This is a genomic window from Pseudomonas sp. BF-B-15, from assembly GCF_019946675.1.
In the GTDB taxonomy this organism is placed as follows: Bacteria; Pseudomonadota; Gammaproteobacteria; order Pseudomonadales; family Pseudomonadaceae; genus Aquipseudomonas; species Aquipseudomonas migulae.
The window spans coordinates 43612-69944 of sequence record NZ_JAGYFZ010000025.1 but is presented as its reverse complement, the minus strand read 5'-3'; the positions used below and the strand labels follow the sequence as shown (position 1 = coordinate 69944).

General features: G+C 59.4%; 25 protein-coding genes. All 25 read left to right on the top strand.

The genetic code is table 11. The features are described 5' to 3' along the window. Positions 1-145 precede the first annotated feature (145 nt). The 25 genes from rfbF (at position 146) to fliE (ending at position 26330) form a co-directional block, all read left to right on the top strand. Positions 146-919, top strand: coding sequence for a glucose-1-phosphate cytidylyltransferase (rfbF, locus tag KGA97_RS10990; protein WP_008044636.1), 774 nt, complete (start codon positions 146-148; stop codon positions 917-919). Then, positions 901-1983, top strand: coding sequence for a CDP-glucose 4,6-dehydratase (gene rfbG / locus KGA97_RS10985; RefSeq protein ID WP_008044634.1), 1083 nt, complete (start codon positions 901-903; stop codon positions 1981-1983). Before rfbF ends, rfbG begins: the two co-directional genes overlap by 19 nt. Continuing rightward, positions 1980-2540, top strand: a complete 561-nt coding sequence (locus tag KGA97_RS10980) for a dTDP-4-dehydrorhamnose 3,5-epimerase family protein (protein WP_192226012.1) — start codon at positions 1980-1982, stop codon at positions 2538-2540. The genes rfbG and KGA97_RS10980 overlap by 4 nt, the downstream gene beginning before the upstream one ends. Then, positions 2537-3763 (top strand): class I SAM-dependent methyltransferase, encoded by a 1227-nt coding sequence (locus tag KGA97_RS10975; protein WP_192226014.1) that lies wholly within the window; start codon positions 2537-2539, stop codon positions 3761-3763. Before KGA97_RS10980 ends, KGA97_RS10975 begins: the two co-directional genes overlap by 4 nt. Then, on the top strand, positions 3760-4881 hold the full coding sequence (locus KGA97_RS10970) for a DegT/DnrJ/EryC1/StrS family aminotransferase (protein ID WP_192419585.1): 1122 nt from the start codon (positions 3760-3762) through the stop codon (positions 4879-4881). The genes KGA97_RS10975 and KGA97_RS10970 overlap by 4 nt, the downstream gene beginning before the upstream one ends. Beyond that, the gene (locus KGA97_RS10965) at positions 4878-5543 is read left to right on the top strand and encodes an acetyltransferase (protein ID WP_192226018.1); all 666 of its coding nucleotides are present in this window, start codon (positions 4878-4880) and stop codon (positions 5541-5543) included. The genes KGA97_RS10970 and KGA97_RS10965 overlap by 4 nt, the downstream gene beginning before the upstream one ends. Positions 5544-5574: 31 nt before the next feature. After that, the gene (locus tag KGA97_RS10960; protein ID WP_223480767.1) at positions 5575-6303 is read left to right on the top strand and encodes a cephalosporin hydroxylase family protein; all 729 of its coding nucleotides are present in this window, start codon (positions 5575-5577) and stop codon (positions 6301-6303) included. A gap of 54 nt (positions 6304-6357) precedes the next feature. Beyond that, entirely contained in the window at positions 6358-9291 is a 2934-nt protein-coding gene (locus KGA97_RS10955; RefSeq protein WP_223480766.1) for a glycosyltransferase family 2 protein, read from the top strand. Positions 9292-9321: 30 nt separating this feature from the next. Next, a complete protein-coding gene (gene pseB, locus KGA97_RS10950; protein WP_008044619.1) occupies positions 9322-10323 on the top strand; it encodes a UDP-N-acetylglucosamine 4,6-dehydratase (inverting) in 1002 nt (333 codons plus the stop codon). After that, complete coding sequence (gene pseC, locus KGA97_RS10945) at positions 10320-11483, top strand: UDP-4-amino-4,6-dideoxy-N-acetyl-beta-L-altrosamine transaminase (RefSeq protein WP_223480765.1); 1164 nt, start codon at positions 10320-10322, stop codon at positions 11481-11483. Before pseB ends, pseC begins: the two co-directional genes overlap by 4 nt. A 4-nt stretch (positions 11484-11487) precedes the next feature. Further along, positions 11488-12183 carry a pseudaminic acid cytidylyltransferase gene (pseF, locus tag KGA97_RS10940; RefSeq protein ID WP_223480764.1) on the top strand — a complete coding sequence of 232 codons (696 nt, stop codon included), beginning with the start codon at positions 11488-11490 and terminating at the stop codon, positions 12181-12183. Then, a complete protein-coding gene (gene pseG, locus KGA97_RS10935) occupies positions 12180-13685 on the top strand; it encodes a UDP-2,4-diacetamido-2,4,6-trideoxy-beta-L-altropyranose hydrolase (RefSeq protein ID WP_223480763.1) in 1506 nt (501 codons plus the stop codon). The genes pseF and pseG overlap by 4 nt, the downstream gene beginning before the upstream one ends. After that, complete coding sequence (gene pseI, locus KGA97_RS10930) at positions 13678-14730, top strand: pseudaminic acid synthase (RefSeq protein ID WP_008044612.1); 1053 nt, start codon at positions 13678-13680, stop codon at positions 14728-14730. Before pseG ends, pseI begins: the two co-directional genes overlap by 8 nt. 228 nt (positions 14731-14958) lie before the next feature. Further along, entirely contained in the window at positions 14959-15885 is a 927-nt protein-coding gene (locus KGA97_RS10925) for a ketoacyl-ACP synthase III (RefSeq protein WP_008035244.1), read from the top strand. Positions 15886-15971: 86 nt separating this feature from the next. Continuing rightward, positions 15972-17264, top strand: coding sequence for a motility associated factor glycosyltransferase family protein (locus tag KGA97_RS10920; RefSeq protein ID WP_223480762.1), 1293 nt, complete (start codon positions 15972-15974; stop codon positions 17262-17264). Further along, on the top strand, positions 17261-17536 hold the full coding sequence (locus KGA97_RS10915) for a hypothetical protein (RefSeq protein ID WP_223480761.1): 276 nt from the start codon (positions 17261-17263) through the stop codon (positions 17534-17536). The genes KGA97_RS10920 and KGA97_RS10915 overlap by 4 nt, the downstream gene beginning before the upstream one ends. Before the next feature lie 244 nt (positions 17537-17780). Beyond that, positions 17781-18626, top strand: coding sequence for a flagellin domain-containing protein (locus KGA97_RS10910; protein WP_008044606.1), 846 nt, complete (start codon positions 17781-17783; stop codon positions 18624-18626). Positions 18627-18698: 72 nt separating this feature from the next. Next, positions 18699-19064, top strand: a complete 366-nt coding sequence (locus KGA97_RS10905) for a flagellar protein FlaG (RefSeq protein ID WP_008044605.1) — start codon at positions 18699-18701, stop codon at positions 19062-19064. 82 nt (positions 19065-19146) lie between these two features. Next, on the top strand, positions 19147-20580 hold the full coding sequence (fliD, locus tag KGA97_RS10900) for a flagellar filament capping protein FliD (RefSeq protein WP_223480760.1): 1434 nt from the start codon (positions 19147-19149) through the stop codon (positions 20578-20580). A 129-nt stretch (positions 20581-20709) separates the two neighbouring features. Continuing rightward, positions 20710-21105, top strand: a complete 396-nt coding sequence (gene fliS, locus KGA97_RS10895) for a flagellar export chaperone FliS (RefSeq protein ID WP_008044602.1) — start codon at positions 20710-20712, stop codon at positions 21103-21105. A gap of 10 nt (positions 21106-21115) precedes the next feature. Then, positions 21116-21412: a hypothetical protein gene (locus KGA97_RS10890; protein WP_008044601.1), complete on the top strand. Its 297-nt coding sequence runs from the start codon at positions 21116-21118 to the stop codon at positions 21410-21412. 173 nt (positions 21413-21585) lie between these two features. After that, the gene (locus KGA97_RS10885) at positions 21586-23061 is read left to right on the top strand and encodes a sigma-54 dependent transcriptional regulator (RefSeq protein ID WP_008044600.1); all 1476 of its coding nucleotides are present in this window, start codon (positions 21586-21588) and stop codon (positions 23059-23061) included. Positions 23062-23171: 110 nt separating this feature from the next. Then, positions 23172-24395, top strand: coding sequence for a sensor histidine kinase (locus tag KGA97_RS10880; protein WP_404943246.1), 1224 nt, complete (start codon positions 23172-23174; stop codon positions 24393-24395). Positions 24396-24400: 5 nt separating this feature from the next. Then, positions 24401-25786, top strand: a complete 1386-nt coding sequence (locus KGA97_RS10875; protein WP_223480759.1) for a sigma-54-dependent transcriptional regulator — start codon at positions 24401-24403, stop codon at positions 25784-25786. 214 nt (positions 25787-26000) lie between these two features. Further along, complete coding sequence (gene fliE / locus KGA97_RS10870) at positions 26001-26330, top strand: flagellar hook-basal body complex protein FliE (RefSeq protein WP_008044594.1); 330 nt, start codon at positions 26001-26003, stop codon at positions 26328-26330. Positions 26331-26333 lie beyond the last annotated feature (3 nt).

Sequence of the window (26333 nt, the reverse complement as noted above, 5' to 3'; positions counted from 1 at the left end):
CTGCAAGCCCCCCCGATATCGCCATAAAACGAGCACTTCCGGTGAATCCAGAAGCGCCCTGAGCGGCATTGAAGGTTTTATCCAGAAGGCCTGCAAAAGCTTGATACAGCTTGGCTGAGCCCTGTGACGAACAAGAGGGGAGACGATGAAGGCAGTTATTTTGGCGGGCGGCCTGGGCACGCGCATCAGTGAGGAGTCGCACCTCAAACCCAAGCCGATGATTGAAATCGGCGGCAAGCCAATTCTCTGGCACATCATGAAGCAGTACTCCGCTCACGGGATCCATGACTTCGTGATTTGCCTGGGCTACAAGGGCTACGCGATCAAGGACTTCTTCGCCAACTACTTCCTGCACACCTCTGACGTCACGTTCGACATGTGCAATAACCGCATGGACGTTCACCAGAACTACAGCGAGCCATGGCGCGTCACGCTCATCGATACCGGTGAAGACACCATGACCGGCGGGCGCTTGCGTCGGGCCAGCCGCTACCTGGAAAACGAAGACGCGTTCTGCTTCACCTACGGCGACGGCGTGTCCGATTTGAACATCGGTGCCCTGGTGGACTTCCACCTGTCCCACGGCAAGCTCGCCACGGTCACGGCGGTTCAGCCGCCTGGCCGTTACGGCGCGCTGGAACGCGACGGTCACCTGGTCCGCGGTTTTACTGAAAAGCCGCGCGGTGACGGAGGCTGGATCAATGGTGGCTTCTTTGTGCTGTCGCCCAAGGTCCTGCCGCTGATTACCGCCGACGAGACGGTTTGGGAATCCGAGCCTTTGGTTGGCCTGGCCAGCAGCGGTCAACTGGCTGCCTACCAGCACGATGGTTTCTGGCACCCGATGGACACCCTGCGCGATAAAAACCATCTGGAGCATTTGTGGCAGAGCGGGGAGGCCCCATGGAAGCAATGGGACTGAGCCCGGAATTCTGGCGCGGCAAGCGAGTTCTGCTGACGGGCCACACCGGTTTCAAAGGCAGTTGGCTGACGTTGTGGCTGCAAAGCCTCGGCGCGAAAGTCAGCGGGTTTTCCCTCGATCCGTCCACCGAGCCGAGCCTGTTCGAACTGGCACGTGTCCACGAAGGCATCAACGATCAGCGCGGCGACCTGCGTGATCTGGGGGCCCTGCTTGAACTGATCGCCGACACCCAACCGGAAATCGTCCTGCACCTGGCGGCCCAGCCGCTGGTGCGCGAGGGATATCGCGATCCGCTGGGGACTTACTCCAGCAACGTCATGGGCACCCTGAACCTGCTTGAAGCGATCCGTCAGGTCGGCGGCGTGCGCGCCTGCGTGCTGGTGACCACCGACAAGGTCTACGCCAATCAGGAATGGTTGTGGCCATACCGTGAAAACGAAGCCCTCGGCGGCCACGATCCTTACAGCAGCAGCAAAGCCTGCTGCGAGTTGCTGGCGCAGTCGTATGCGGCATCGTTTTTCCCGGCCGAGAAGTATGCCGAACACGGTCTGGCCCTGGCCACGGCCCGAGCCGGCAACGTGTTGGGCGGCGGTGATTTTGCCCCTGAACGTTTGATTCCTGATGTCCTGAAAGCCTGGTCCGCCGACGAGCCGGTAACCCTGCGCTACCCGCAAGCCGTCCGCCCGTGGCAACACGCGCTGGAGCCGCTGGCCGGTTACCTGCAGCTGGCCGCCGCTCTTTACGAGCGAGGCCCCGAGTTCGCCGGTGCGTGGAACTTCGGCCCGAGCGAAGCGGACATGTGCAGCGTCGGCGAAGTGGTCGAGCTGCTCGCCAACCGTTGGCCACAAGCGCGCGGATTGCGCATCGAACCGAGTGAACTGCATGAAGCAGGCCTGTTGCGCCTGGACAGCAGCCGCGCCCGCCAACTGTTGGCCTGGCAGCCGCGCTGGTCGTTGCAACAATGCCTGACCCAGACCCTCGACTGGCATCTGGCCTGGCAAAACGGCGACGACATGCGTGGCATCACGTTGGGTCAGTTGAACCTGTACCGAGGCGCGCTGTGAGCGAGTTTTCGTTGAAGGCGCTGCCGCTGACGGGTTTGTTCAGCGTGCAGCACAAACGCTTCGAAGATGATCGCGGGCACTTCGCCCGGTTGTTCTGCGAGGGCAGCCTGAGCGCCTTCGGCCAAGCGTTTTCCATTCGCCAGATCAACCATTCCTGCACCCGCGCACGCGCGAGTGTGCGTGGTCTGCATTACCAGAATGCCAACGCACCGGAAGCCAAGCTGATCACCTGCCTGCGTGGTGAAGTCTGGGATGTGGCGGTGGACTTGCGGCCCGACTCCGCAACGTTCCTGCACTGGCACGCCGAACATCTGCGCGCCGGTGACGGTCGCAGCCTGCTCATTCCTGCCGGTTTTGCCCACGGCTTCCAGACCCTGACCGACGACGCCGAATTGCTTTACCTGCACAGCGCCGATTACGCGCCGGAGCATGAAGGCGGCTTGTCGGTGAACGATCCACGGCTGGCGATTGCCTGGCCGTTGCCTGTCAATAATCTGTCAGCCAGGGACGCCAGCCATCCCTTGCTCGATGAACGTTTCGCTGGAGTGCGTCTATGAACTGCCGTGGTTGCGGTACTCCTTTGGCCTTGCCGCTGATCGATCTCGGCACCTCGCCGCCGTCGAACGCCTACGTTCGTGCCGATCAGCTGGAACAGGCCGAACAGTGGGTGCCACTCAAGGTTGCGGTGTGTCAGCAGTGCTGGTTGGTGCAAACCGAGGATTACACCAGCGCCGACAGCCTGTTCGACGCTGAGTATGCGTATTTCAGTTCGTTCTCCAGCACCTGGCTGGCGCATGCCGATCGCTACGTCGCCGAGATGGTCGAGCGCTTCGGCCTGACCGCCGACAGTCGTGTAGTGGAAATCGCTGCCAACGACGGTTACCTGTTGCAGTACGTCGCCGGTCGCGGCATTCCTTGCCTGGGCGTTGAGCCAACCCGCAGCACCGCGCAAGCGGCGCGGGAAAAAGGCCTGGAGATCCGCGAGTTGTTCTTCGGCCGTCACACCGCTGCGCAATTGGTCAGCGAAGGCTGGTCCGCGGACCTGATGGCTGCCAACAACGTGTTGGCCCACGTGCCGGACATCAATGATTTCCTCGGCGGCTTTGCGACCCTGCTCAAGCCGACCGGCGTGGCGACGTTCGAGTTTCCGCAACTGCTGACACTGATGGCCGGGCAACAGTTCGACACGCTGTATCACGAGCACTATTCCTACCTGTCCCTGACCGCCGTGCAGACATTGTGCGAACGCAACGGCCTGGAAGTGTTCGACGTCAGTCAGCTGTCGACCCACGGCGGTTCGCTGCGGGTTTTCGTCCAGCGTGCCGATGGCGTTCGTCGTGACGTGCAGCCTGCGGTTGCTCAGCAACTGCAAGCCGAAATCACCGCCGGTGTGAAAACCCCCGAGTACTACGCGACCCTCGCGCCAGCCGCCGAGGGCATCAAGCACCAATTGCTGCGCTTCTTGTTGCAGGCGAAAGCCGATGGCAAACGAGTGGTCGGTTACGGCGCCGCCGCCAAGGGCAACACGTTGCTCAACTACGCCGGGGTCAAGCCTGATCTGTTGGCCTGGGTCGCCGACGCCAATCCGCACAAACAGGGCAAGTTCTTGCCTGGCAGCCGGATTCCGGTGGTGTCGCCCGAGCGTATCGCCCTTGAACAACCCGACTACATCCTGGTTCTGCCATGGAACCTGTTGCCTGAAATCACCCAGCAATTCGCCTCGGTCAAAGAGTGGGGCGCACAGTTTGTCGTTGCCGTTCCGGAGTTGAGTATTCAATGAGCAGAATTCACTACACCAAACCGAGTGTCGGCGAACTGGAAGCCCGGTATGCCCTGGATGCCGTGCAGAACGGTTGGGGCGCGCGTTGCTACGAATACCTGACGCGTTTTGAGCACGGGTTTGCCGAGCACCTTGGTGCGACCTATGCCATCGCGACGTCGAGCTGCACCGGCGCGCTGCACATGGGGATGGCGGCGCTGGGCATCGGCGCGGGTGATGAAGTGATCCTGGGCAACACCAACTGGATCGCTTCGGCGGCACCGATCACCTATCTGGGCGCTACGCCGGTGTTTGTCGATGTTCTGCCGGATAGCTGGTGCCTGGATCCGGAGCTCGTCAGGCAGGCAATTACCCCGAAGACCAAAGCCATTCTCGCGGTCCATCTTTACGGCAACCTGTGTGACATGGACGCATTGCTGGCGATCGGTCGCGAACACGGTATCCCGGTCATCGAAGACGCCGCCGAAGCCATCGGCTCGCAGTGGCGCGGCAAGGCTGCCGGCTCGATGGGGGCGTTCGGTGCGTTTTCATTCCATGGCACCAAAACCATGACCACCGGCGAGGGCGGCATTTTCGTCACCTCGGATAAAGCCTTGTATGAGCGCGTCCTGACGTTGTCCAACCATGGTCGTGTCGCGGGCAGCACCAAACAATTCTGGCCAGAGTTCATTGGCTTCAAATACAAGATGAGCAACTTGCAGGCGGCCGTCGGCTGCGCCCAGGTTGAGCGGATTGAAGAACTGATCGAACGCAAACGGACGATATTCGCCAATTACGCCCGCGCGCTGTCATCGCTGCCGGGGGTTTCGCTGAACCCAGAACCTGCCCATGCCCGTAACGGTTACTGGATGCCCACGGTGGTATTCGATGCCGGGACCGGGATACATCGCGACGAGATGATCGCCGCGTTCCAGGCCGCCGATATCGACGCCCGCGTGTTCTTCTGGCCACTGTCGTCGTTGCCCATGTTCAGTGAGCACGTGGTCGACACACCGGTTTCGTTTGCCTTGCCGGAGCGTGCGTTCAACCTGCCGAGTTATCACGACATGACTGACGCCGATCAGGCACGGGTGGTGGATGTGGTGCGTACACTGCTGGCAAAAAGGCAATCACTGTGAAGATGTACTTGCTGGGCGCGGCCAACCCGGAAGCGGTGCGCATGCTGCACGCGGTGAAGCGCAGCACACCGAATGTCGAGTTTGCGTTTCTGGACAATGACCCGAACAAACACGGGACACCGTTTTTTGGTGTTCCGGTCATTGGCGGTTCGGCGTTGGTCAGTGAGCTCAAGGGGCCGGACGTACGTTTCGTCAACCTGATCACCGGCAGCACCCGACTGCGCTACGAGACCACCCGCCAGCTGGTCGAGGCCGGTGCAACGCTGGGCCAGTTCATCCACCCCGGCATTGACCTGACCATGATTCGCATGGGGCAGGGCAGTTATCTGCAGGAAGGCGTAATCATGCAGGCCGAGGTGACGCTGGGCGACAACACCAGCATCAGCGCCGGCAGCGTGGTGGGGCATGAAGGGCAAATCGGCCACTCGGTGTTCATGGCGCCCGGCGTATGCATCGCCGGTTGCGTGGAGATCGGCGACGGCACGTTCATCGGCACCAACGCCACGATTCTGCCGCGCTTGCGTATCGGACGCTGGGTGACCATCGGCGCCGGCGCCGTCGTCACCAAAGATGTCCCGGATTATTCAGTCGTGGCGGGCAATCCCGCCAGGATCATAAAGACCAACGTGGTGCCTTACCCCGACGGTAAGGTCTTCAACTAACCCGTTTGCCTATTTTTTTTGGAGCGTTTCAATGAATCCCCATGAGCAGTTTCGCGAAGAAGTAAAAGACAACATCGAAGGCCTGAAGCAGGACAAGGCGCTGCAAGCCGAGTCGCTGGGCTGGGTCGGCACCACGGCCAAACACAAGTACACCTACAACTTCAGCTGGATGGGCCGGCCGATCATTCAGTTCCCGCAGGACATGGTCGCCATGCAGGAAATCATCTGGAACCTGCGTCCGGACGTGATCGTTGAAACCGGCATCGCCCACGGCGGTTCGCTGGTGTTTTACGCCTCGATCCTGGAACTGATGGGCCATGGCGAAGTGCTGGGTGTCGACATCGATATCCGCCAGCACAACCGCGAAGCGATCGAAGCTCACCCGATGAGCAAACGCATCCAGATGATCCAGGGTTCGAGCATCGACACGGCCATCGTCGACCAGGTGCGCGAGCGCATCCAGGGCAAGAAAGTGCTGGTGGTCCTGGACTCCAATCACACCCACGAACACGTGCTCGAAGAGCTGCGCCTGTATGCACCGATGGTCTCGGTGGGCAGCTATTGCGTGGTCATGGACACCGTGGTCGAAGACATGCCGGAAGATGCGTTCCCGGACCGTCCATGGGGCAAGGGTGACAACCCGAAAACCGCGGTCTGGGCCTACCTGGAAGAGAACCGTGATTTCGAGATCGACCAGGCCATTCACAGCAAGCTGCTGATCACTGTCGCGCCGGATGGCTACCTGCGCCGAGTACGTTAAGCGACACCTCTATTCAAGCGTTAATCAGGCAATCGGCCTGTGGTGGGGAAGGATATGCAAGGCATTTACGGTTCTGAAAACATGCAGCCCTTGAGTGAACTGTTCACTCTGGTGCTGATTACACACAATCGCCCGACGTTCCTGCGCAGGGCATTGCAGTACTACAGCACGTTGCCTTGCAAGATCCTGGTTCTCGATTCGTCGGCCATCGCGCTCGAGGGCGCGGCGACGGTTGCGGACACCATCGACTATCGGCATTTGCCGCAATTCGGCTACTGGGGAATCCAGGCCAAACTGGTGTACGGCGTCGAGCAGGTCACCACGCCCTACATGGTCTTCGCCTCCGACGATGATTTCCTGATGCACGGTGGCCTCACCGAGTCGGTGAACTTCCTCGAAGCCAACCCCGACTACGGTCTGTGCCATGGCTATTGCCTGATGTACCTGACCCACTCCAACTATGTGCAGTACTACCTTCGTGACAAGAAAGTAAACGAGGACTACAACGCCGAGCTCGGTCAGGATCGTGTACTCGATTACGTGAGCCAGTACATTCCGCCGTTCTATGCGGTCCATCGGACTTCGCTGCTGCGTGACTGGTATGCCGCGATGCCTGAAGGAACGATCTTCCAGTGGCAGGAGATCGGGCATGTCTACTACATGCTCGCCCGGGCCAAGGCGCGGATTCTTCCAATTCCTTACGTGGTGCGTGAGGTCAACTATGGCCGCTCGGATCACAACACCGAGATCATGACGACCCTGGCCCTCAAGGACGCCCGGTCTGTCGCCGACCGTGAGCGTTTTGCCGGCTTCCTGGCATCGCTGCCGACCGGCATCAAAGGTCTGGATGAACACCAGACCGCGCAGGTCGCGCTGCAAAGTTTTGCCGCCCTCGCCGAGAGCCTGACGAAACGCAACGCGCTGACCATCGAGCCGATTTTCGAGTCTTACTGGACGGATCCGACGATAGGGCCGAAGCGGGTCTTCGGCCCTCAGCAATACGTTGAAATGCCGTTCTATAACAGTGCCTTCTTCGACCAACTGACGCAGTGCGAATTCCTGCTTCATTCGATGCCGGCTGGACGCTTGCAACTCGAAGAAATGGAAGGCGCGTTGCTCAAGCAGGAAGCGTTGCAGCGCACCTATTCCAATGACACTCCGGCGACCATCCAGACCCGTCTGATTGAAGCCGTTGGCCTGGGAGCGTTCAACCGTCGGGTGATGCAGAAACTGGCGCAGCAGCTGTTGGATATGGATGAAGCCGCTGATGCCCGGATACTGACCGACTGGGTTGAGCGTCTGGACAGCGTGCCAACCTTCGACAGCCGTCAGTTGCTCGACACAATGCCGTCGGGACGTTTGCAAAACTGGCTGCAGGCCCGGCAACCGAACGATACCGCGGTGCGCAAAATCAACCAGCACCTGGCGGCCAGCGAAGGGGGCCCTCAGTTCGGCATTCTGCTGCTCGATCTGGACGCAGACATGGACAAGCTTCAGGTCACCCTGGACAGCCTCATGGAAAGTGCGTTCCGGGCGTTCAAGGTGGTGATCTTCACCACGGGCGACTTGCCGGCAGTCACCACGGCACAAAACACCCTGCATTTCGTCAAGGTCACGGCGGCCAATTACGTCGACAAGCTGAACCAGATCGCTCGTCAGTCGACTTCGGACTGGTTGCTGCTGGCCGAGGCGGGTGACGAGTTCACCACTGCCGGCTTCTTGCGTGCCAGCCTCGAGTTGCAAGACGCCGAGGGTTGCCGTGCGGTGGCGATGGACGAAATTCATCGCCAGGAGAATGGCACGCTGGTCGATGTGTTCCGGCCAGCCTTCAACCTCGACCTGTTGCAGAGCCTTCCGTCACTCATCGCGCGGCACTGGCTGATTCGCCGCGAAGCGCTGGTGGAAGTCGGCGGTTTTGCCCGCGAGTTCGCCTCGGCGCTCGAGTTCGACCTGCTGCTGCGTCTGATTGAAACCGGTGGCCTGGCCGGCCTTGCCCATTTGGCCGAGCCGTTGCTGATCACCGCAGCTCCTGAGCCGACAGCCAACGAGCACGAGCGTCAGACGTTGGTCCGTCATCTGGTGACCCGCGGTTATCAAGCCCAGGTCAGTGCCGAAGCATCGGCTGGTTTGCGTATCGAATACCGCCATGCGGGGCGTCCGAAGGTATCGGTCATCATCCACAGCCAGGACAACCTGGAGCACTTGCAGCGCTGCCTGGTCAGTGTCTTGCAGCGCACGCGCTATCAAAACAACGAAGTTATCATTGCCGATAACCACAGCCAGTCCGCCGAGCTTCACACCTGGCTGGACAGCCTGGAACGAAACGGACGGGGCCGGATTCGTCTGGTCAAGGCTGAACAGCGTCTCAGCACGTCGGCCCTGATCAACCTCGCAGCCGGCGAGGCTCAAGGCGAATACCTGGTGCTGCTGGCGGCGGACGCCGAAGTGGTCAACGCCAACTGGATCGAGGCGCTACTCAATCAGGCCCAGCGTCCCGAAGTCGGCGTGGTCGGTGCCAAGCTGGTGGACCGCGAAGGCAGCGTGACCGGTGCCGGGTTGATTATGGGGCTCAACGGCGGGATTGCTTCGCCCTTCATCGGTGAGAAGAAGGACGCGTCGGGCTACATGCGCAGACTGCTCGTCGAGCAGAATTATGCGGCCGTCAGCGGTGCATGCCTGATGATTCGCAAGGAAGTATTCGACGCACTCGGCGGTCTGGATCGGGAGCATTTCGATGACGTGTACGCCGATGTCGATCTGTGCCTGAAAGTCGCCGACGCCGGGTTGCTCACGGTGTGGACGCCGCAAGTGCAAGTTACCCACCCGGGCACCTTGCCGGACGTTCCCCAGGCAGTGGCGGCCCTGCGCGACAAGTGGCAGGCGCGTTTCGCGCACGACGAGGCTTACAACAACAACCTGGCCTTGACCGGCACGGGCTTTGCCCTGAGTGAACCGGCCCCGGTGAACTGGGCGCAGTTGCTCGCATAAGCCTGACTGACAGGTACAAGGACTCAAGGCATGTTCAACGGTAAATCGATTTTCATCTCTGGCGGTACCGGCTCGTTCGGGCGCAATTTCATCCGCCGGCTGCTGGAGCAATATCAGCCGAAGCGGGTGGTGGTGTTCTCGCGCGATGAGCTCAAACAGTACGAGATGCAGCAGACGTTCAACGCGCCGTGCATGCGTTACTTCCTCGGTGATGTGCGCGATGCTGATCGTCTGCGCCAGGCCATGCGTGGCATCGATTACGTGGTGCATGCCGCGGCACTGAAACAAGTGCCGGCGGCGGAGTACAACCCGACCGAATGCATCCGCACCAACGTCAACGGCGCGGAAAATATCATTGCCGCGGCCATCGACAACGGCGTGAAAAAAGTCGTCGCGCTGTCCACCGACAAGGCCGCCAGCCCGATCAACCTGTACGGCGCGACCAAGCTGCTGTCGGACAAGTTGTTCGTCGCCGCGAACAATATTGCCGGCGACCAGAACACCCGTTTTTCGGTGGTCCGTTACGGTAACGTTGCCGGTTCGCGTGGCTCGGTGGTGCCGTTTTTCAGCAAGCTGATCGCCGAGGGCGCCACGGAGCTGCCGATCACCGATGAGCGCATGACGCGTTTCTGGATCACCCTCGATCACGGTGTGCAGTTTGTGCTCGACAGCTTCGCCCGCATGCACGGTGGTGAAGTGTTTGTGCCCAAGATCCCGTCGATTCGTATCGTCGATCTGGCACTGGGCATGGCTGAACATTTGCCGCACAAGAACGTCGGCATTCGTCCGGGAGAAAAACTCCATGAGTTGATGGTGCCGCTGGACGACGCGCGGATGACCCTGGAGTTTGCCGATCACTACACCATTCAACCCTCGATTCGTTTCACCAGTGTCGACGTGGATTTTGCCGTCGACAAACTGGGCGAGCAGGGCAGGCCTGTCAGTGAAGACTTCGAGTACCGGTCCGACACCAATCCGCACTACCTGTCGGTCGGACAGATTGCTGATCTGCACGCGAAACTGCCGGCATGATTCCCTACGGTCGGCAGAGCCTCGATCAGGCAGATATCGATGCGGTGGTCGCCGTGTTGCAGTCGGACTGGCTCACTCAAGGGCCGACCATCGAACGCTTCGAACAGGCATTGGCGCAACGTTGCCAGGCTGATTTCGCCGTGGCGGTGTGCAATGCCACGGCGGCGTTGCACATTGCCTGCCTCGCGGCCGGACTCGGCCCGGGCGATCGGCTATGGACTACGCCGAATACGTTTCTGGCTTCGGCCAACTGTGGTCGCTATTGCGGCGCCGAGGTGGATTTTGTCGACATCGATCCACTGACGTGGAATCTCGACGCTTACGCACTGGCGTCGAAGCTTGAGGCCGCCGAGCGCGATGGCACGCTGCCGAAGGTGCTGGTGGCCGTAGCGTTTTCCGGGCAGAGCTGCGACATGCGCATGATCGCCGGGCTGGCCGAACGTTATGGTTTTACGGTGATCGAGGATGCGTCCCACGCGGTCGGTGCTTCCTATGCCGGGCGTCCGGTGGGCTGCGGCGAATTTGCGGCGATGACGGTGTTCAGTTTTCACCCGGTGAAAATCATCACCAGCGCCGAAGGGGGCATGGTGTTGACCAACCGCCCTGAACTGGCCGAGCGCTTGCAGCGTCTGCGCAGCCACGGCATGACCCGCGATCCGCAACAGATGACCGAAGCCAGTCACGGCCCCTGGTACTACCAGCAAGTGGAGCTGGGCTTCAATTACCGGATCACCGATCTGCAGGCGGCACTCGGTCTGTCGCAGCTGGACAAGCTCGACGGCTTCATCGCGCGCCGCCGTGAACTGGCGGCGCGTTATGAGCGGTCGCTGGCGTACTTGCCGCTGACCTTGCCCGGCGCGCAGCCCGAGGCCGAATCGGCGTGGCATCTGTACGTGGTGCGGTTGCACACCGACCGGATCAACCTCAGTCATCGCCAGGTGTTCGAAGGCTTGCGAGCGGCCGGGGTCGGTGTGAACCTGCACTACATACCGGTGCATTTGCAGCCGTACTATCGCGACCTGGGGTTTGCCGAAGGTGACTTCCCGCAGGCCGAACGTTATTACGCCGAAGCGATCAGCCTGCCGATGTTTCCTTTGCTGAGCGATGAGCAGCAGGACTATGTGGTGGCGCAACTGCGACGCCTGGTTCTTGAGGAGTAGTGTCTTGAGCAGCGTTGCGATCATTCCGGCCCGCGGCGGCAGCAAGCGAATCCCGCGCAAGAACCTCAAGCCGTTCGACGGCGTGCCGATGATCGTTCGTTCGATTCGCACGGCGCTGGAGTCGCAACTGTTCGACCAGGTTGTCGTCAGCACTGACGATGAAGAAATCGCCGAGGTCGCGCGGGCTCACGGGGCTCAGGTGCCGTTCTTGCGTCCGGCGTCGTTGGCCGACGACTTCACCGGCACCGCCGCGGTGATCGTTCATGCCTTGAATCAATTACCAGCGTTCGACTATGCCTGCTGCATCTACGCAACCGCACCGCTGTTGCAGGTACGGTTTCTGCGTCAGGGACTTGAACTGCTGGAGCAGCATCCGGAAAAATCCTTCGCGTTTTCCGTGACCGATTTCGGCTTTCCCGTGCAGCGCGCCTTGACCCTCGACGAGCAGGGCGCGCTGACATCGTTGTACCCCGAGTTCCGCAACACCCGGTCGCAGGATCTGCCCGCAGCCTTTCAGGACGCCGGCCAGTTCTACTGGGGGCGCAGCGAGGCCTGGTTGCGCGGCGACGTGTTGTTTTCCCCGGTGAGCCTGCCGGTGATCCTGCCGCGGCATCTGGTGCAGGACATCGACACCCTCGAAGACTGGACGCGCGCCGAATACTTGTACGCTGCGCTGAAGGCAGGTGGTGAGTTGCAATGAGAGTGCTGATTCGCTCCGACGCGTCGCCCACCATTGGCAGCGGGCACATCGCTCGTTTGTTGCCGTTGGCCAGGGTTTTGCGCAAACAGGGCTCGCATGTTGCTTTTGCATGCCGCCAACTGCCGGGGCATCGGCTGGACATGCTGGCAGCCGAAGGTTTCGAAACCTTTGCGCTGCCCGATCGTTATCCCGACGAAGACCCGCAACAAGCCATCGAATCCATGCTGCCGTGGCAGGCGGACATCGACGCGCTGGCGCACGCCTTGGAAAACCATCCTGCATACGACTGGATCATCGTCGACCACTATGGGCTCGATCATCACTGGCAGACGGCGGCTCGGCGCTGGGCGCCACGGATCGCTGCGGTGGACGACCTCGCCACTCGCCGGTACGCCGTCGACCTGCTGCTCAACCAGAACCTGTCGGGTACACCAGAGGCTTATGGTTCGCTGCTTGAGCCCGGTTGCCAGACGTTGTTCGGCCCGCGATTCGCGATGCTGCGCGATGAGTTCTGCTGCCCGGCAATTGCGATCAAGCCCCAGGTGAAACGGGTGTTGGTCAATTTCGGCGGTTTCGATGCGGCGATGCAGACTTATCACGCGATGTTGGCGATGGCCGATTTCCATGCGCTGGAAGTTGATTTCGTGGCCGGTGCCGATAACCCGGCATGGGACAAGATGATGGCCATGGCGGCGAGTCATCCCAACTGGCGCTTGCACAGTTTTGTCAGCGACTTCTACCGCCTGATGATCGAGGCCGACCTGTTCGTCGGCGCCGGTGGGGGAACCAGTTGGGAGCGGGCGGCCCTGGGGTTGCCGACGATTTGCATTGCGGTCTCGAATAATCAGCAGGCCAACGGCGAGGTCATGGCGACCTCGGGCGCCCATGTGTACCTGGGACCCCGTGAGCAGGTGAGCGTCGAACAATTGCGTCAGGCCATCGGTTTTGTCGCGGGCAATCCTGGGATACGCCAGAGTCTGGCCGAGCATTCGCGACAGTTGGTGGATGGTCGGGGCGCACAGCGGGTGGCGGCCGCCCTGGCCGGCGCGGTGTTGCTGATCCGCCCCGCGACCACCGACGATGCACAGCTACTGTTCGACGGGCGTAATGCCGAAGCGGTACGGCGCTGGTCGCGGGAGACCGGGCTGATCGAATGGTCGTTGCATCAAAACTGGCTGGCCGCCAGTTTGAACAATGCACAGCGTCTGCTGCTGATCGCCGAGGCCGATGACGGCCCGGTGGGCGTGTTGCGTTATGACTTGAGCGAATTTGAAGCTGAAGTCTCGATTTATCTGTTTGAAGATCGCATCGGCCTGGGCTGGGGCAGGGCGCTGCTGGCTCGGGGCGAGGCCTTCGTGACCACCCATTGGCCGCAACTGCGGACTATCACCGCTCAAGTGGTGCCAGAGAACCAGCCGTCGCTGAAGGTATTTCGCGAAGCCGGTTTCACTCAGAATGCTTGCGCGTTCACGCGCGTATTAAAGGATCACTGCAATGACTAGCTTCAAAATTGGCGACCGCTTGATCGGGGCCGATGCGCCGCCGTTCATCATCGCCGAGATGAGTGGCAACCATAACCAGTCATTGGACATGGCCCTGCAAATCGTCGATGCCGCAGCCAAGGCGGGTGCGCACGCCTTGAAGCTGCAAACCTACACAGCCGACACCATGACCCTGGACCTGTCCGAGGGCGAGTTCTTCATCAAGGACCCGAACAGTCTGTGGGCCGGATCGTCCTTGTACGCGCTCTACGAAAAAGCGCATACACCGTGGGAGTGGCACGCGCCGATTTTCGCCCGCGCCAAGGCGCTGGGGATGCTCGCGTTCTCCACGCCGTTTGATGACACCGCAGTGGACTTCCTCGAAAGTCTCGACGTGCCGGCCTACAAGATCGCCAGTTTCGAGAATACGGACCTGCCGTTGATTCGTCGGGTCGCTGCGACCGGCAAGCCTTTGATTATTTCTACCGGCATGGCCAGCATCGCCGAACTCGACGAAACCGTACGTGCCGCCCGCGAAGCCGGTTGCAAGGATCTGGTGTTGCTCAAGTGCACCAGCACCTACCCGGCGACGCCCGCCAACAGCAACGTGCGGACGATTCCTCATTTGCGCGAATTGTTTGGCTGTGAAGTCGGGCTGTCTGACCACTCGATGGGTGTCGGTGTGTCTGTGGCCGCGGTGGCTCTCGGGGCGACGGTGGTGGAAAAGCACTTCACCCTCGACCGCAGCGCCGGTGGCGTGGACGCCAGTTTTTCGCTGGAGCCGGCGGAGCTCGCCAGCCTGGTGATAGAAACCGAACGCGCGTGGCAGGCCATGGGGCATGTGCATTACGGTGTGACGGACGCCGAGCGCAAGTCTCTGATGTACCGCCGCTCGCTCTACGTGACTCAGGACATGGCTGCCGGCGAGCCCTTTTCTGTCGCTAATCTGCGAGCCATTCGTCCGGGGCTGGGGTTGGCTCCAAAACACGCGGAAACCCTTCTGGGCCGCCGTGCCCGTAAGGCTATCCCGCGCGGAACGCCGCTGGACTGGTCGTTGGTCGAATAACCCCTTATGGTGCCGATTCGGCAAAATAGAGTGACCTGCGAGTCATAACGCGCATCTTCACTGTATTGTATTAATCGGGAAGGTGGCGCCTGGCCTGTTTTTGGCCCAGTGATAGCCTTTTATTCTTCCCGCTGTCGCCTCAATGAGGCGGCGTTTTTCTCCGTTTGTCGGCGCCCCTCGAATCATTACGAGCGGTGGTATTGGGCTGTTTATTATTGGGAAGCCGTAATGATTGGCATAAAAAGCATTGCGAGCTACGTTCCTGTAGCCGGCGTGGACAATTACGCACAAGGTGCAAAATTCGAAAAGGATGAAGAATTCATCCTGGGCAAGATCGGTTCGGCCTTCCTGCCGCGCAAAGACGCTGGTCAGGAAACCTCGGACCTGTGTGTCGAAGCAGCCAATGCGCTGTTCGCCAACAATCCGGACTTGAAACGTGAAGACATCGACGTACTGATCGTCGTCACGCAGAACGGCGACGAAGAAGGCCTGCCGCACACCGCCGCCATCGTTCAGGACAAACTGGGCCTGCCGACCACCGTCGCCGCGTTCGATATTTCCCTGGGCTGCTCGGGCTACGTCTACGGCATCTACGCCATCAAGGGCTTCATGGAAGCCGCAGGCTTGAAGAATGGCCTGCTGATCACCGCAGATCCGTACTCGAAGATCGTCGACCCGGAAGACCGCAACACCACCATGCTGTTTGGCGATGCCGCCACTGCAACCTGGATGGGCGAAAACGCACCATGGCAACTGGGCAAGGCCAAGTTCGGCACCGACGGTTCCGGTGCGCCGCACCTGAAGGTGACCGACGGGGTGTTCTTCATGAACGGCCGTCAGGTGTTCAACTTCGCGCTGCTGAAAGTCCCGGCGCACTTGCACGAACTGCTGACCGATTCGCAGCTGACCGCTGATGATATCGATGCGTTCTGCATTCACCAGGGCAGTGCCGCGATTGTCGACGCTGTGGCTCGACGCTTCGAAGGCGAGCCGGAGAAGTTCATCAAGGACATGGTCGAGACCGGCAACACCGTTTCGTCGAGTATCCCGTTGCTGCTGGAGAAACACGTACTGGACTCCACCTGGAAACGTGTGGCGTTGAGCGGTTTCGGCGTTGGTTTGTCATGGGGCTCGGCGATTATCTATCGCCCTTGATCCTTCAAAAGCCAGGCATAAAAATAGCGTTCAAGGTGTAACCTTGAGCGCTATTTTTTTTTTGCCCGAATGAAAAGCGAGGCTCCATGAGCGAGTTGTTTGAGCGCAACGGCGAGTTGATTCAGCGGCGTTGGCCCAAGGTCTGGCATCGACTGTCGGTGGAGAACAGCACCGAGTTGCGCGCTGATCTGGTGGATGGCCAGGGCTCGACATTGAGCATCAATGGCATTCAGTTGACCAGTCGCCATGACCGCACTCGCGAAGCGTTGATTCAGGCCGGCAGCCTGCCCGTCGACAGTCCGGTGGTGCATGTCTATGGCACCGGGCTGGGGGATTTGCAGCTGCAATTGCTGGAGCGAACCGGGCTTGAACGGTTGTACGTGCACATTCTGAACGGCGCGGTGTTTTCCCTGGTGCTGCAACTGCTCGATCAACAGTCGTGGCTCGCCGATTCACGAGTGGTGCTGCTGTACGCCGGCGATCTGGCGGAAATCCAGTTGCCGTACTTCGCGCTGCCTTCGGAGCTGGTGCTGGCGGACGACTACAACGCCAAGATACGCGACCGGCTGATCAGCGAAACCCACTTGACCTTCAACAATCGCGAATTCAATGCCGACAATCCGGAGATTGCCGAGCGTTTGCAGGCGAGTGTCGAGCGTGTTCGCGCCGATGCCGATGCTGTCGAGCTGTTTGCCACCTGTTCCGGCAGGGAAGTATTTGTCATTGCCACCGGACCCAGCCTGGAACAGCACTTCGACACGCTGCGCGCGGTACGCGAACAGGCGCAGCGGCCGTTGTTCATTTGCGTCGATACCGCCTACCGACCGCTTATCGAGCATGGGATCAAACCGGATGTGGTGGTCACGATTGATCAGCGCATCTCGACGCGACATTTGCCGTGCGATGCCTCGCGCGATATCACGCTGGTCTACATGCCCATGGTTGATCCTGAGGTCTTGGGAGGTTGGCAGGGCAAGCGTTACGTGGCCTATTCCGCCAGCCCTGTCTATAGGGACATGCGCGAGCAGTTGCCCAAGGCCCAACTGTTTGTCGGTGGCAGTGTGATTCACCCGGCGGTGGACCTGGCGGTACACATGGGGGCCAGCCAGATCACGCTGTTCGGCGCCGATTTTGCTTTTCCGAACAACAAGACCCACGCCGGCTGGAATGACGGTGACCTTGGGCCGAACGTGGGCGCCGCCCGGCACTGGGTGCTCGATGGCCACGGTCAGCGAGTCAAGACGCAGCTCAATTTCCGCAGTTACTTGTGCGAGCTGGAACGGTACATCGCCGGGCATCCTCAGATGGCTTTCTATAACAGCAGTCGGGCAGGGGCGATGATCGTCGGCACGACGTTTCATCCGGAGCTCACGCGATGACTGAATCCTCCCTGATTGCCGAGGCGCAGCAGTGTTCTGTTTTGTTCCGTCTGGGGCGAGATGTCGAAGCGGCGCTGCTCATGGTCCAGATTTGCAGTGATGTGCAATCCGCAATGGGGCACGAGACTGTCGAGGTCCAATCCCGCTGGACGGCGTTGCTCTCCGACATGCAGGCCTGTCAGGAGGCGCAGGATTGGTTGGCGCTGGCCGATTATCTTGATTATGAGTTGCCCCAATTGCTGGAAGCGGCCACGGCCGGTCAAGGCTTTTGACAATGTGCCGGTACAGGCGAGTCCTCGCTGTCCCGTTACCGGCATTTCCCTGACGTCACTTTTTTGGATTGGCTTGCCGCCAAGCCCTTGTTTTATGGGGGGTGGCAGTGTGATGGCAAATTTTTTTCAAAATGGCCTAAAGCAACCTGCATTCGCGACGATAACTATTACGAAGGTTCTCTAGGCCATACCCGGCGGTTGCCAGGGCCGGAAGCCGCAGTACCCAACCAACGAGGAATTCGTCATGGCTTTGACAGTAAACACCAACACTACGTCGCTGAACGTTCAGAAGAACCTGAACCGTGCTTCCGACGCGCTTTCGACTTCGATGACTCGCCTGTCTTCCGGCCTGAAAATCAACAGCGCCAAAGACGACGCCGCCGGCCTGCAAATCGCTAACCGTATGACCTCGCAGATCCGTGGTCAGACCATGGCTATCAAAAACGCCAACGACGGTGTTTCGATCGCTCAGACCGCTGAAGGCGCTCTGCAAGAGTCGACCAACATTCTGCAACGTATGCGTGAAATTGCACTGCAATCGCGAAACGACTCCAACGGCACTGCTGACCGTACCGCTCTGGACAAAGAATACCAACAGTCGGTTGCAGAACTGACCCGTATTGCTCAGTCCACCAACCTGAACGGCAAAGCGCTGATCGACGGTACTGCTGGCGCAATGGAATTCCAGGTAGGTTCGAACACTACTTCCGACAACCAGATCACTCTGACCCTGTCGACCAGCTTCGACGCCAGCGCCCTGGGCATGACCGGTACTACCATCTCCGGTACTTCCAACTCGGGTAACCACAACTCTGTATTGTCCGCGATCTCGGCCATCAACATTGCCCTGGACAAAATCAACTCCACTCGTGCTGACCTCGGTGCTGCTCAGAACCGTTTCTCCACCACGATCTCCAACCTGCAGAACATCAACGAAAACGCCAGTGCTGCACTGAGCCGCGTACAAGATACCGACTTCGCTGCTGAAACTGCACAGCTGACCAAGCAAAACACCCTGCAACAAGCTTCCACTTCGGTTCTGGCCCAGGCCAACCAACTGCCATCCGCTGTACTGAAACTGCTTCAGTAATAGCTGGGTAAGTTTTGGCGGGGGAGTGCGCACGCGCGCTCTCTCGCTTTTTCAATTTAAGAGGTGATGGACATGGATATGAGCGTGAAGCTGAACTTGTCTTATCCTGCCGCGAAGCCGGCGACGACTGTTGCTGAACAATCGGTGGAAAAGCCTCGAGCCGATGCTGCCACCGTGGCAACGGTCAAGGATGAATCAAAAGACGCGCAAAGCGAGCAGGACAAACTGAAGATGGCCGTTCAGGAAATCGAAAAGTTCGTTCAATCGATCAAGCGCAATCTGGAGTTCTCGATCGATGAACCTTCAGGCAAGGTTATCGTTAAAGTGATCGCCAGCGAGTCGGGTGAAGTGGTTCGCCAGATCCCCAACGAAGAAGTGCTCAAACTGGCCAATAGTTTGAATGATGCAAGCAGCCTGTTGTTCAGCGCTAAAGTCTGACAGCTGGCACGAATTTTGTTGCTATGTTCTTTTGGGCGTTGTAATGGTCAAAAGGCCGGCGACACACTGAAGGGAGTCCCACATGGCAAGTCCAATTCTACCGGGTCTGGGGTTAGGCTCCGGCCTTGACACCACGGCTATCGTCAAAGCTTTGGTTGATGCTGATAAATCGGCCAAGCAAACCCAGATCAACCGGCAGACGAACACCAATACATCGCAGATTTCCGGTGTCGGGACCCTCAAGAGTGTGTTGGCGAATTTCCAGGCCGCGATCAAAAACCTTGGTGATACCAAGACCCCTCAGTTCCTGGGTTACAACGCCACGAGTTCCGATCCCAAAGTGCTGACCTCTGTCGCCAGCAACTCGGCGGTCAACGGCACGTATGTCATCAAGGTCAACTCCCTTGCGACTTCATCCAAGGTGGCGACCGCTGCGTTTCCCCTTGGCCCTACCAGTGCCATTCAGGACGGTACGCTCAATATCACTCAAAATGGCATTGCCCGACCGGTCACCATTCCTCCTGGTGCTACGTTGCAGACGGTGCGGGATGCGATCAACACCCAGCAAGGCGCCAATGGCTTCAGTGCCAACATTGTCACTGACTCCTTCGGTTCGCGTCTGGTCCTGGGGTCTACCGCGACCGGTTTGAATTCCGATATCACGCTCAGTGGTATTCCGGGCCTGGAAATTACCGCGGGCCAGAAAATGGGTCCCACGCCTGATGAGAATTCGGCGGGTGCCATCGGCGAACTCGCTGCGAATGCCAGCTTCACGGTTGACGGGCTGGCTATCTCCAGCAAATCCAACACTGTGGATAGCGCCATTTCCGGCCTGACACTGAATCTGGTGACGACGGGTACTTCCACTGTGACGGTCGGGCCGAACAGTGACGGTTTGAAAAAATCGATCCAGGCCTTTGTCGACGCTTTCAACCAGGTGGTCAGCACCGTCAGTACGCTGAGCAAGCCTTCCCTGGATAAAGATGGCAAGCCAACCATTCCCGCGGCATTGACCGGTGACTCGCTGGGTCGCAGTGTTCTGGCGTCGATCCGTGAGCCGTTGGCAAGTACCGGTGCTGGCGACAAACTGACCGTGCTTTCGCAGTTGGGTATTACCACTAACCAGAAAACCGGTGCGCTCGATTTTGACAGCACCAAGTTCTCTGCGGCGATGGATACGCAGAAACTGGGTGGTGAAATTCAGAAGCTGTTCCTGGGTGATCCTGCGGCGACTGGCGATGCGGCCAAGGGGCTGCTGGAGCGAATGAATTCGGCGATTACGCCTTATACCGTTACTGGTAACGAAGGCATCCTCGATGCGCGTTCGGCCAGCCTGGCGAAGGTTAAAACCAACCTGGCCAGCCAGCAGGAGGCATTGGATCGTCGAGTCGCGACTCTGACAACCGTGCTGACCAAGAAGTACAACGACATGGACACTCTTGTCGGCAAGCTCAAGGCAACGGCGAGCAACATTACCTCGATGTTTGAGGCGATGAACGCACAGAAAAAAGGCTGATAGCGCGTAGGCGCCAAAAGCCCGGCAGCGAATTCCGCTTGTCGGGCTTTTTTTGTTTCGATCTAAAGATTTTTGACGCGGTGTCGATACACTGGCTATACGAATCACAAAGTTTTGATGAGGTACAGCATGAACCCGATGTTAGCCCTTCGGCAGTACCAGAAGATTGGTGCTCAGGCCCAGACTTCCGAAGCCAGCCCCCATCGCCTGGTGCAAATGCTCATGGAAGGTGGGCTGGATCGCATCGCTCAGGCCAAGGGTGCCATGGAGCGCAAGGATATTCCCAACAAAGGCATTTTCATCGGCAAGGCAATCGCGATCGTCGGTGGCTTGCGCGAAGGCCTGGACTTGGAAAATTCGATTGAGTCTGTAGGTGAGCTGGACAAGCTGTACACCTACATGATGAAGCGCCTGGCAGAAGCCAATGTCAAAACCGATCCAAAGATTCTCGACGAAGTCGCCGATTTGCTTCGCACCGTCAAAGAAGGCTGGGATGCTATCGCCGCGCCGGGTCCGCAGTTTTAAGGAGATCACCATGAGTCTTGTATTGCAGCGTATCGAACACACCCGTGATGCCCTCGTCGGTGCCTTGGCCGAGCGCAATTGGGAAGCCATCGGTGAGTTGGATCTGGCTTGTCGTTCCTGCATGGAAGACGTCTTGAGTGAAGCTTCGGTAGACGAGGCCGCCTTGCGTGACAATCTTGAAGAGTTGCTAGGGGTGTATAAGCAGCTTCTGGAGGCGGCGACAGGGGAGCGACAAGCAATAGTTGATGAGATGTCGCAGATCCATCAAGCACAGAACGCTGCAAAGGTTTACCATCTGTTTGGTTAATTAATCCTCAGTTAATCCAAACATAGTGCGCCATAAATTTGACTGTGCACGGTTTTTTGACTTAACTAGTGGCTGGTTCCAGATTTCAGGCGTCTACAGGCATAACGTGTCTGCAAGCGTCTAGCTTGCCCCATCATTTCGGGCATTGAGTTGACTAGGGAAGTTGCTATTGCATGTGGCGTGAAACCAAAATTCTGCTGATTGATGACGATAGCGTCCGCCGCCGCGACCTGGCGGTGATTTTAAATTTTCTTGGCGAAGAAAATTTACCCTGCGGTAGCCATGACTGGCAGCAGGCTGTCGGCTCTTTGTCATCAAGTCGTGAAGTGATCTGTGTCCTCATCGGGACGGTCAATGCTCCTGGTGCACTTCCGGGCTTGTTAAAGACACTCTCTACCTGGGATGAGTTCCTTCCGGTTTTGTTAATGGGCGATAATTCTTCCGTTGACTTGCCAGAAGACCAGCGTCGCCGAGTGCTTTCGACCCTCGAAATGCCACCCAGCTACAGCAAACTGCTCGATTCGCTGCACCGTGCCCAGGTCTATCGAGAGATGTACGACCAGGCCCGCGAGCGCGGTCGTCATCGCGAGCCCAACCTTTTCCGCAGTCTTGTCGGCACCAGCCGGGCGATTCAACACGTCCGTCAGATGATGCAGCAAGTAGCCGACACCGACGCCAGCGTGCTGATCCTCGGCGAGTCGGGGACTGGCAAGGAAGTGGTCGCGCGCAACCTGCACTACCATTCCAAGCGTCGTGACGCGCCGTTCGTCCCGGTCAACTGCGGGGCGATCCCGGCCGAGTTGCTGGAAAGCGAATTGTTCGGCCATGAGAAGGGCGCGTTCACCGGGGCGATCACCAGTCGCGCCGGGCGCTTTGAGCTGGCCAACGGCGGCACGCTGTTCCTCGACGAAATCGGCGACATGCCGCTGCCGATGCAGGTCAAGCTGCTGCGCGTGCTGCAGGAGCGCACTTTCGAGCGCGTGGGCAGCAACAAGACCCAAAGCGTCGATGTGCGCATCATTGCGGCGACTCACAAGAATCTCGAAAGCATGATCGAGATCGGCACTTTCCGCGAAGACTTGTACTACCGCCTGAACGTGTTCCCGATCGAGATGGCACCGCTGCGCGAACGTGTCGAAGACATTCCGCTGCTGATGAACGAGTTGATCTCGCGCATGGAGCACGAGAAGCGCGGTTCGATTCGTTTCAACTCTGCAGCGATCATGTCGCTGTGCCGTCACGGCTGGCCGGGCAACGTTCGCGAACTGGCCAACCTGGTGGAGCGCATGGCGATCATGCACCCGTACGGGGTGATCGGTGTGGTCGAGTTGCCGAAGAAATTCCGCTACGTCGATGACGAAGACGAGCAACTGGTCGATAGCCTGCGCAGCGATCTTGAAGAGCGCGTGGCCATCAACGGTCACACTCCGGACTTCACCGCCAACGCCATGCTGCCGCCGGAAGGCCTGGACCTGAAAGACTACCTCGGTGGTCTGGAACAGGGCCTGATCCAGCAGGCGCTGGATGATGCCAATGGCATCGTGGCGCGCGCTGCCGAGCGGTTGCGGATCCGTCGTACCACGCTGGTAGAGAAGATGCGCAAGTACGGCATGAGCCGTCGCGATGGTGATGAACAGGCGGATGATTGACGCCTGTTTTTCAAGTCGTTCATTTGTAGGCGGTTTTTTTTAGGCACGGGTATTGCTACATCCCTCGCAACGTTCCGTTTAACTGACGGTCAGCCAAGCGAGAGAGCCCGATGCCCCAAGCCGCCCAGATGTCTCCTGTCCCTGATGCTTCGGGACAAACGTCGTCCGTAGAGCAGGCAAGCCGGCTTGGCCTTGAGCAGGCTTTCGCGTTGTTCAACCAGATGTCCAGCCAGTTGACCGACTCCTACAGCATGCTCGAAGCCCGGGTCACCGAGCTCAAGGGCGAGCTGGCGGTGGTCAGCGCTCAGCGCATGCAGGAACTGGCGGAAAAAGAACGCTTGGCCAACCGCCTGCAAAACCTCCTCGATCTATTGCCCGGCGGCGTTATCGTCATCGACGCCCAGGGCATCGTGCGTGAAGCCAACCCCGCTGCTTGTGAATTGCTCGGCTTGCCTCTCGAAGGCGAGCTGTGGCGTCATGTCATTGCCCGATGCTTTGCGCCGCGCGAAGACGACGGCCACGAAATCTCGCTCAAGGACGGTCGGCGTCTGTCGATCGCCACCCGCTCGCTGGATGCCGAGCCCGGCCAGTTGGTATTGCTCAATGACCTGACCGAAACCCGTCATCTGCAAGATCAACTGGCTCGCCACGAACGCCTGTCTTCCCTCGGTCGAATGGTCGCGTCGCTGGCTCACCAGATTCGTACGCCGTTGTCCGCCGCATTGCTTTACGCCAGTCATTTGACCGAGCAAGAACTGCCGGTTGCCACGCAGCAACGTTTTGCCGGGCGGCTTAAAGAGCGTTTGCATGAGCTGGAGCATCAAGTGCGCGACATGCTGGTGTTCGCCCGTGGCGAGTTGCCGCTGACCGATCGCGTCACGCCAAAAATGCTGATGCAATCCTTGCAGGCAGCGGCGCTGACCCATGTGCAGGATTTGCCGGTTCGCTGGCAGTGCGACAGTCATGCGGGTGAGTTGCTGTGCAATCGTGACACGCTGGTCGGGGCGATTCTCAATCTGATCGAGAACGCGATCCAGGCCAGTGCCGGCGACGTTCGCTTGAAAGTCCATCTCTACACCCGCGACAACAACCTGCGTGTCTGCGTCAGTGACAGCGGCAGCGGCATCGATACGAAAGTGCTGGCGCGTTTGGGTGAGCCATTTTTTACCACTAAAACCACCGGGACCGGCCTTGGCCTGACCGTGGTCAAGGCCGTGGCTCGTGCCCATCAGGGAGAATTGCAGCTGCACTCGCGGTTGGGTCGCGGCACCTGCGCGCAGGTGATTCTGCCGCTGTTTTCTGATGAAAAGCGCAGTGCTCAGGGAGTGGAGTGAACGACATGGGGATCAAGGTTTTACTGGTCGAGGATGACCGCGCATTACGCGAAGCACTGACCGATACGTTGTTGCTCGCAGGGCATGACTACACAGCTGTGGGGTCGGCCGAAGAAGCGCTGGACGCTGTCGGAGCCGAGGCGTTCAACCTGGTGCTCAGTGACGTCAACATGCCGGGCATGGACGGCCATCAACTGCTCGGATTGCTGCGCGCTCGCCAACCGCAGTTGCCGGTGCTGCTGATGACGGCGCACGGCGCCGTAGAGCGCGCGGTCGATGCGATGCGACAGGGCGCGGCGGATTATCTGGTCAAGCCGTTCGAGCCCAAGGCTTTGCTGGATCTGGTTGCGCGGCATGCGCTGGGCAACCTCGGCGCTGCCGACAGCGAGGGACCTGTAGCGTTCGAGCCGGCCAGTGCGCAGTTGCTGGAATTGGCCGCACGGGTGGCGCGCAGTGATTCGACGGTGTTGATCTCCGGTGAGTCCGGGACCGGTAAAGAAGTGCTGGCGCGTTACATCCATCAGCATTCTCATCGCGCCAGCCAGCCGTTCATTGCGATCAATTGCGCGGCGATTCCCGACAACATGCTCGAGGCAACGCTGTTCGGTCACGAAAAGGGTTCGTTCACTGGCGCCATCGCGGCGCAGGCCGGCAAGTTCGAGCAGGCCGACGGCGGAACCATTCTGCTCGACGAAATTTCCGAAATGCCCCTGGGGCTTCAAGCCAAGTTGCTGCGCGTGTTGCAGGAGCGTGAAGTCGAGCGGGTCGGCGCGCGCAAACCGATCACGCTGGATATTCGGGTCGTCGCCACCACCAACCGCGACCTTGCCGGTGAAGTGGCAGCAGGGCGTTTCCGCGAAGACCTTTACTATCGCCTGTCCGTATTTCCGTTGGCCTGGCGTCCGTTGCGCGAACGCACCGCCGACATCCTGCCGCTGGCCGAGCGACTGCTGACCAAGCACGTCAATAAAATGAAGCATGCGGCGGCGCGACTGTCGCCCGAGGCACAGGCGTGCCTGATCGGCTATCCGTGGCCGGGCAATGTGCGGGAGCTGGATAACGCGATTCAGCGTGCATTGATCCTGCAGCAGGGCGGTGTGATCCAGCCGCAGGATTTCTGCCTGGCCGGGCCGGTCGCCTGTGCGCCGTTGCCGGTATTGACCGCCGTGCCGCTGCGGGTTGCTGACGTGGAGTCCGAGTCTGCCGGTGCGCTGGGTGACGACCTGCGTCGCCGCGAATTCCAGATGATCATCGATACCTTGCGCTCTGAGCGGGGGCGTCGCAAAGAAGCGGCAGAGCGTCTGGGTATCAGTCCTCGCACCCTGCGCTACAAACTGGCGCAAATGCGTGATGCCGGAATGGATGTTGAAGCTTACCTGTTTGCCACCTGATTTTGCTTTGTGGGAGCGAGCCTGCTCGCGATGGAGTCAGGAGCGACGCGTTATCGTTCACGACCATCGCGAGCAGGCTCGCTCCTGCAGAAGTTTGTGAGCTGATAAAGGGCTTTTGTTCTGGGCGGCCACGGAGATGGCACCCTTGTTGCTAACACCTCACTACCCGCCGAGTGAGTGTCAAAAAATTGCGGGTCGTCAATGAGAGTAGACCATGAGCCAAGGTATTGAATTCAATCGGTTGATGCTGGACATGCGTTCCATGCAAATGGATGCCATGTCTGCGCCGAAATCGACTGCCGCCGTCCCTGAATTGAGCGGCAGCAGCTTTTCCGACATGCTCGGTCAGGCCGTCAATAAAGTGAGCGACACCCAGCAGGCTTCCAGTCAGTTGGCCAGTGCCTTCGAGATCGGCAAGAGTGGTGTCGACCTGACGGACGTGATGATTTCCTCGCAGAAGGCCAGCGTGTCTTTCCAGGCGTTGACCCAAGTGCGTAACAAGCTGGTTCAGGCATACCAAGACATCATGCAGATGCCGGTTTAAGGA